Consider the following 6,880-nt stretch of genomic DNA (forward strand, 5'->3'; position numbering starts at 1 on the left):
CCATAGGAGAGGCCGACCGAGGCCGAAGCGCGCGAGATTTCCTCGACGGCGATCACATGCGCGAGATAGCCCATGCCGCTGCCGCCGAAATCGGGATCGGCCGTGATGCCGAGCAGGCCGAGCGCACCGAGTTCACCCCACAGATGCGCCGGAAATTCGTTCGAGCGATCGATGTCGGCGGCGATCGGAGCGATCCGGTCCTGGGCGAAGCGCCGCACCAAGTCGCGCAGCGCCTCGATCTCCTCGTCATGCCCGAAGCTGAGCGTGTTCGTGTACATTTTTCTCCTCCCTGCGCATGACCCCGAAAATCGACTTTGATTTTCGGAAAGGGATCATGCGCGAAATCAAAATGCTGCAGCGTCCTTTGCGCGCCCGAAGGGGCGCGCGGCGCTGTAGGCGTCGATCTTCGCGCCGACGAGCCGCATTGTCATTGAAAGATATGTCGCGGTCACTTCGGCGATCGACAGGCGTTCGCCCGGCCGAAACCAGACGATGACGCCAGTCATCATCTGGATCAGTGCCATGGCGGTCAGCCCGGTGTCGTCGATGCTGAAGGTGCCCGTCTCGGCGCCATCGCGTAAAATAGTGCGCAGTTCCTTTTCGTAGGCAGTGCGCATGCGCAGGATCTGCGTCAGCCGTTCGGGCGACAGGCTGCGCAATTCCATGTTCGACACATGCGTGGCGTGCCGTCGCTCGATATGAAAGGCGATGTGATTGCGCACATAGGCCGAGAGCAGTTGCGCCGAATCTGCGTCCGCCGGGCGGGCTGCTTCCCATGCTGTGGCCAGACCCTCCATGTGCTCGCGCATCAGCGTGAACAGAAGCTCTTCCTTGGTTGGAAAATAGCGGTAGAGCGCGGCCGCCTGGACGCCGACCTCGGCGGCAAGCTGGCGCATCGACATTGCTTCGTAGCCAAACCGCGCGATGAGGTTGACCGCCGCCCCACGGATGGTCGCTTCGGTCTTTTCGCCATCGGATCCGGTCGTGCGCGCCATGTCAGCTCCTCTGTGGAGTGATAATAAAACGAACGTTCGATTAATTCAAGGCGGCGCGCTCAGGCAATGATCCTGAACCCGACAAGAAGGTGTTGTGTTGCCAAGTCCTCGACGTCGACCCTGGAGACCGAAGCCCCGGCCGGCCCTTTCCAGAGGCGCTCGATCATTTTCGAGACCGCCTCATCGAGCCCAGCGATCTGGGCCGTTACAGACCCATCCGCCTCATTGCGGACCCAGCCCGCAAGGCCAAGGCTCGTGGCCTGATCCCGAGCCCAGGCCCTGAAGCCGACGCCTTGCACATTGCCGTAGACCCGCGTCAGCACTTCCCTGCGACGATCAGCCATGAATCTCTCCAAGCCTGTCTCGTTTTGAATCTGGCGCGTGGCGTGAGGAATGCAACCTGGGAACTGCGCGCGAGCGCAATGGCTGGCCTCTCTGGCTCAAAATTTAATTGACTCCGTCCACTAATTTTGGAAAATACGGCTGCCTTAGGAATGGCTGCGGATGTTGGACGAACGCAACGCATTGGTGGCCGATGTCAGGCGCTTCAATCGCTTCTACACGCGCACCGTCGGCCTTCTCGACGAGACGCTGACACAAAGTGCATTCACTTTGACCGAGGCGCGCGTGCTGTTCGAACTGGGTCACCGCAGCAACCCGGCTTCCGCCGAAATCGCCGGGGAGCGAGGTTTCCTGGCTGGTGCTTTTCGGCTGGAGAATGGCCCGGCGGCCTCCGAAATATCAAGACAGTTGCGTGTCGATGCCGCCTATCTGACGCGGATCCTGCGCAAGTTTGCGGGCCAGGGGCTGACCGAGGCCAGAACGGACCCGGCTGACCGGCGCCGAAGGGTGCTCTCGCTGACCTCACGAGGCGAGGCAGCGCTTGCCAGACTGCAGGCGGCGGCCGATCGGGACACGGCGCGGCTGATCGAAAGCGTCCCCGACGACAGGTTGCATGAACTGCGCAGCGCCTTGCGCAAGGCGGGGGAATTGCTGGGCGATCGCACCCGTGACAGCAGCGAGGTGACGTTGCGGCCGCATCGCGTCGGCGATGTCGGCTGGGTCGTGCAGCGCCAGGCCCAACTTTATGCCGAGGAATATGGCTGGACGATCGAGTTCGAGGCCATGCTCGCCGAGATCGGCGCCGATTTCATTCGCAATTTCGTGCCCGGCCGCGATTTCTGCTGGATCGCAGAGCGCGGTGGTGAGCCGGTCGGCGCGGTGTTCCTGGTTCATCAGGACGACGAAGTGGCCAAGCTGAGAATGCTGCATGTCGAGTCGTCGGCGCGCGGCCTCGGCATCGGCAAACGACTGGTCGCGGAATGCGTGAACCAGGCCCGGGCTTGCGGCTACGCCAAGCTGGTGCTGTGGACCAACGACATCCTCGTCGCGGCGCGCGCAATTTACGAACGCGCCGGCTTCAGGTTGGTCTCGCAGGAGCACCACCACAGCTTCGGCAAGGATCTGACCGGCCAGACCTGGGAAATGGATTTGTAGGCTGCTTTGCAGCTGGTTTGCTTGCAGACGGAACCTAATTTCCCCGCGCTGTTGCCAGCGCGCCAGGCAACTCCTCGGCAAGAATGTCGAGCTCGTGATCGAGACCGACGCTGATGCGGATGCAGCGGTCGAGCCGTGGCACCATCGGCTTGCGGATGAAGACGTCGCGTGACAGCAGACCTTGCAGAACTTTCAGCGCGAAAGCGCTATCGCCGCCGCAATCGATGGTGACGAAGTTGGTCGCCGACGCCAGCGGCTTCAGGCCATTTGCCTCGGCAATGCCTGCGATGCGTCGGCGGCCGGCCGCGACCCGCGCCACCACGCTTTGCAGATAGTCCTGATCGGCGAGCGCCTCGACGCCGGCGATCTGCGCCATGCGGCTGACGCCATAATGGTTGCGGATCTTCTCGAAGTCGCGGATCACCTGGGCCTCGGCGATCGCATAGCCGCAGCGTATGCCCGCCAGCCCGTACGCCTTCGAGAAGGTGCGCATGCGGATGACGTTTGGCCTGGAGATATCGATCGGCGGCATCGCCGAGGCCGGCCCGAGTTCGCCATAGGCCTCGTCGAGCACCAGCATGGTGGTTTGCGGCAGCGCCTCGATGAAGCGGATGATCTCGCTCGCCTCCCACCAGCTACCCATTGGATTGTCGGGGTTGGAGAGATAGACCAGCGGGGCCTTGTCCCTACGCACCGCCGCCAGCAGGCCATCCAGGCTTTCCCGGTCGTTCTCGTAAGGGACTGTCACCAGCCGCCCGCCGACACCGGCAATGTGGAAGTTGAAGGTCGGGTAAGCGCCGAGCGAGGTAACCACCGCGTCACCAGGCGCGACATACATGCGTGCCACCAGGCTGAGCAGGCCATCTATGCCTTCGCCGACAACGACGTTCTCGGCCTCTACGCCGTGATGCGCGGCGACCGCCACCTTCAGATCGTGATTGTCGGGATCGCAATACATCCACATGTCGCCGGCGATCTCGGCCATCCGGGCGGTGACGCGCGGCGAGGGACCAAAGCTGCTCTCATTGGCGCCGATGCGGGCGCGGAAAGCGCGGCCACGCTCGCGCTCCTGCGCTTCGGGGCCGACAAACGGCACCGTCGAAGGAAGCGCTGCGATGAGCGGCATGAGGGGAGGGCGCTGGTGCATGGCGGAAGCTCGCTTGAAAAAGGGCCTTCTTGCTAGCGTGGCCGACTTGGCCGTGCAAGCACCCGGCGGTCCGCAATCGTAACGCTGGATTCCTGCGTATCTTTTTGCTAGCGAGACGCAATGAACAATCGTCTGCCGCCTGCCTGGTCCAAGCACCTGAAGGTCCAAACCGGACCGAAACCCAAATTCCCGCAACCGAATCTTCCGAAAGCGAATTCGCTTTCGCGTGCGCAGGCCGACGAGGCGTTGCTGCAGCAGGCATATCAGTTTCAGCAAGTCAAACGGCTCGGCGAAGCTCAGGACTTATGCCTGCAAGTTCTGGCGCGTACGCCCAACCATCCACTTGCCCTGTATATCTTGGGGACCGTGTGCCTGGGCTACGACGATGAGGCGGCCTTGCGATATTTCGCACGCGCGGTCGGCGAGGAGCCAAAAAACCCTTACTACCACCTTGGGCTGGCTTCGGCCTATGTGAAGGTCAGCGAATATTCGCCAGCAATCAGACATATGCAATACGCCTTGGAGTTGCAGCCAGATCTTATCGAAGCACTTTGTGCATTGGGGGACGCTTATATCGACTTTGACAAACCTGAGATGGCTTTGCCGCTTTATGAGAAGGCACTAAAAATAAACCGGGATCATCCAAAGGTGCGGATCGGACTGGCTCGCGCGCTCACCAGCGTGGGACGGATGGTTGAAGCTGCCGCCTATCTTCAGGAGGCAATCGAACGTCGTATCAAGGTGCCGGCGGCGTACAATGACCTCGTGCAGACACAAAAATTCACCGAAGAGCCTAAGGAGCTCAAAGCCATTCTTGGCGAACTTGGAAATCCGAAGCTTGAACCGGATGGTGCCGAGAACCTTCATCTGGCGGCCGGCAAGGTGCTGAATGATCTCAAACGCTATAAGGATGCATTCGACCATTTCAACAAGTCGAAACAGGCATCAGGCCGCAACTTCGATATCGACCAATACCGTCGCTGGATAGACTCACTGATTGCGACCTTCACGCCTGAGATGCTGGCTGCCAAGGCCGATTACGGAAATCCTTCGGAAATTCCCGTGTTCGTGGTCGGCATGCCTCGCTCAGGCACAACTCTTACGGAACAGATCTGCGCCAGTCATCCTGATGTACACGGCGCGGGCGAACTAATGAAGCTTAGGCGGGTGGCGAATGCGATTGAACTCAGAAGGTCGTCAGCCGGAGATTTGGACTCGGCGGTCGCGTCGATCACAAAAGGCTTGTCCCGAACATTGGCCGAGGAGCATTTGTCCTATCTGAAGGAGCGGGCGCCCGCGGCACTTAGGATCGTCGATAAGATGCCGCATAATTTTGAACTGATCGGTTTGATTGGCCTTCTCTTCCCCAACGCAAAGATCATCCATTGCCGCCGTGACGCGATCGACAATTGCGTCTCTTGCTATGTCTTGAAATTCGGCGAGGGGCACAGTTACAACACCGACCTGAAGACACTCGGTCTGTACTATCGCGAATATGACCGTCTGATGCAGCATTGGAACGAGGTTTTCCCGGGCCTGATCTTCGAAAACCGCTACGAAACGCTCGTCGAGGATCAGGAGGCGCAGTCACGCCGCCTCATAGATTACCTTGGGCTGCCCTGGGATGACGCCTGCCTGCGTTTTTTCGACAGGGATGGTTCGGTCAACACGCCCAGCCGCTGGCAGGTTCGCCAACCCATCTACAAATCGTCTGTCAAGCGCTGGAAGAATTATGAAGGCGAGATCCAGCCGCTAATCGATGCTTTGGGCGACTTGGCGGAGACGTAATTCAAACGGGGCTGACGTGCCTCTCATGCACGTCACCTCGATTTGGTTGGCACTGCTGAGCTGAAGAAGCGCAGGGATGCGCGTGATTCCGCACCCGACGATCCCAAATGCAATCGCCGGTTGGCCGATTATTTTCTGCTGGTCGGCGCTCGAAGCGCTTGGCGCGAAATCTCAGGCGTTGCCGGACTGGCAAATAGCCTGGTTGCCGAAGCTGTCAGGGCTCCGCCTCGGCGGCTGGCTACTGTTGGCCGCAAACCCTTCAAGAAGTGCAAGGCTCGGCCGCGGGGCAGCACAGTTGCATTTGCCGAGGCCCCTGAAAATCCGGCGCGAAAAACCCGGCGGTTACCCGCCGGGTTTCGATTTCGACAAGTCGAAATATATTAGAACGAGCGCTGGAAGCGGAGGAGGCCGCCGATGCTGTTCTTCTTATCGGCCGGGGTGAACGATGGGTTAACATAGTTGACATCGCCAAATCGGCCTGCATGGAGGTAGTCGACTTCGGCCGTGACGGTGAAGCCCGGAACAACGTCATAAGCGATGTTCGCGGCAACACCGACGTTCTTCCAGTCGTCAGCGGACACCTGGGCGTTGAACGAGGTTTTTTCGTTGAACTTGTAGGTGCCACCGCCCCACACTGCCCAATTGCCACCCCACATCTTGTAGAAGCCGCGACCGTTGGCGTCGACATGATTGCCGAGGTTGTCGTTGAGGTTATCGTCCGAGCCGTAGCCGCCCATGATGAACAGCGAGAGTTCGTTGGAGACGTTCACATCCAGGCGAACCTTGCCGGCCACTTCTTCGTAGTTGCTGTCATAAGCGACGACACCGGTGATGGCGCCCCAGCCCTGCGTGTACTTCACGCCGCCGACGACATGCGGAACATAGCTGTCAATCGTGTCATTGGCGTTACCTTCTTCCAGCGAGACCACTGCCGAGAAGCCGTTGCCGGCATCGAAGTAGTACTGGACGACGTTGGTGTCGAAATCGCCGTAGGGAACCAGCGTATCCTGGATGACGTTGCCGGCGTAGCCGACGAACGTGTCGAAGGCCGATTCGTCCTTACCGACGCGCAGGCCACCGAGCTGGATCCAGGCGAAGTTCAGCGAGACGTCCCGGTTATGGGCGGCGTTGACGTCCTCGAAAGCGTTGTCGTCGCCAAAGTTGAAGCGGGTCTCGGTGTAGGTCTTCAACGTGCCGAGTTCGGTTTCCTGGCCTGTCCAGGTCTTCAGCGTGAAGCGGGTATTCTTCAGCCAGGTGTTGTGGTCATCACCATCCTGGTGATCCGCGGCTTTTGCACCATCGAACGAACCGAGGTCGCCACCGCCGATGTCGTAACGGATATAGCCGCCGATGCGCAGGCAGGTTTCGGTGCCGGGGATGTAGAAGTAGCCAGCGCCGTAGACGTCGCAGATCTTGACGTATTCAGCGGGTTCCGGCTCGGCGACGACGACGG

At 60.2% G+C, this 6,880-nt stretch carries 7 protein-coding genes; 2 read left to right on the plus strand and 5 right to left on the minus strand.

The features are described 5' to 3' along the window. The 3 genes from EN939_RS15235 to EN939_RS15245 all read right to left on the minus strand — a co-directional run. Positions 1 to 278, minus strand: a 278-nt coding sequence (locus EN939_RS15235) for an acyl-CoA dehydrogenase family protein (protein ID WP_206523064.1), incomplete at its 3' end; no start/stop codon positions are given. A gap of 66 nt (positions 279 to 344) precedes the next feature. After that, positions 345 to 995, minus strand: a complete 651-nt coding sequence (locus EN939_RS15240) for a TetR/AcrR family transcriptional regulator (RefSeq protein WP_127268653.1) — start codon at positions 993 to 995, stop codon at positions 345 to 347. A 59-nt stretch (positions 996 to 1,054) separates the two neighbouring features. Further along, positions 1,055 to 1,339, minus strand: coding sequence for an acylphosphatase (locus EN939_RS15245; RefSeq protein ID WP_127268654.1), 285 nt, complete (start codon positions 1,337 to 1,339; stop codon positions 1,055 to 1,057). Positions 1,340 to 1,499: 160 nt separating this feature from the next. Between EN939_RS15245 and EN939_RS15250 the strand changes: the two genes are divergently transcribed. After that, the gene (locus EN939_RS15250; RefSeq protein WP_127268655.1) at positions 1,500 to 2,492 is read left to right on the plus strand and encodes a bifunctional helix-turn-helix transcriptional regulator/GNAT family N-acetyltransferase; all 993 of its coding nucleotides are present in this window, start codon (positions 1,500 to 1,502) and stop codon (positions 2,490 to 2,492) included. Between the two features lie 34 nt (positions 2,493 to 2,526). Here the strand turns inward: EN939_RS15250 and EN939_RS15255 are convergent, their stop codons facing one another. Further along, on the minus strand, positions 2,527 to 3,639 hold the full coding sequence (locus tag EN939_RS15255; RefSeq protein WP_127268656.1) for a pyridoxal phosphate-dependent aminotransferase: 1,113 nt from the start codon (positions 3,637 to 3,639) through the stop codon (positions 2,527 to 2,529). 120 nt (positions 3,640 to 3,759) lie between these two features. On the opposite strand from EN939_RS15255, the gene EN939_RS15260 reads away from it, so the two are divergent. Then, the gene (locus tag EN939_RS15260) at positions 3,760 to 5,427 is read left to right on the plus strand and encodes a tetratricopeptide repeat-containing sulfotransferase family protein (RefSeq protein WP_127268657.1); all 1,668 of its coding nucleotides are present in this window, start codon (positions 3,760 to 3,762) and stop codon (positions 5,425 to 5,427) included. A gap of 380 nt (positions 5,428 to 5,807) precedes the next feature. Here the strand turns inward: EN939_RS15260 and EN939_RS15265 are convergent. Further along, a partial coding sequence (locus EN939_RS15265) for a porin (protein WP_164751004.1) occupies positions 5,808 to 6,880 on the minus strand: 1,073 nt, incomplete at its 5' end.

The organism is Mesorhizobium sp. M7A.F.Ca.CA.002.05.1.1, from assembly GCF_003998335.1.
Lineage (GTDB): Bacteria > Pseudomonadota > Alphaproteobacteria > Rhizobiales > Rhizobiaceae > Mesorhizobium.

Coding starts and splice junctions, on each gene's coding strand:
- EN939_RS15255 (WP_127268656.1), bottom strand. CDS start 3,639: ATGCACCAGCGCCCTCCCCTCATGCCGCTCATCGCAGCGCTTCCTTCG.
- EN939_RS15245 (WP_127268654.1), bottom strand. CDS start 1,339: ATGGCTGATCGTCGCAGGGAAGTGCTGACGCGGGTCTACGGCAATGTG.
- EN939_RS15240 (WP_127268653.1), bottom strand. CDS start 995: ATGGCGCGCACGACCGGATCCGATGGCGAAAAGACCGAAGCGACCATC.
- EN939_RS15250 (WP_127268655.1), top strand. CDS start 1,500: ATGTTGGACGAACGCAACGCATTGGTGGCCGATGTCAGGCGCTTCAAT.
- EN939_RS15260 (WP_127268657.1), top strand. CDS start 3,760: ATGAACAATCGTCTGCCGCCTGCCTGGTCCAAGCACCTGAAGGTCCAA.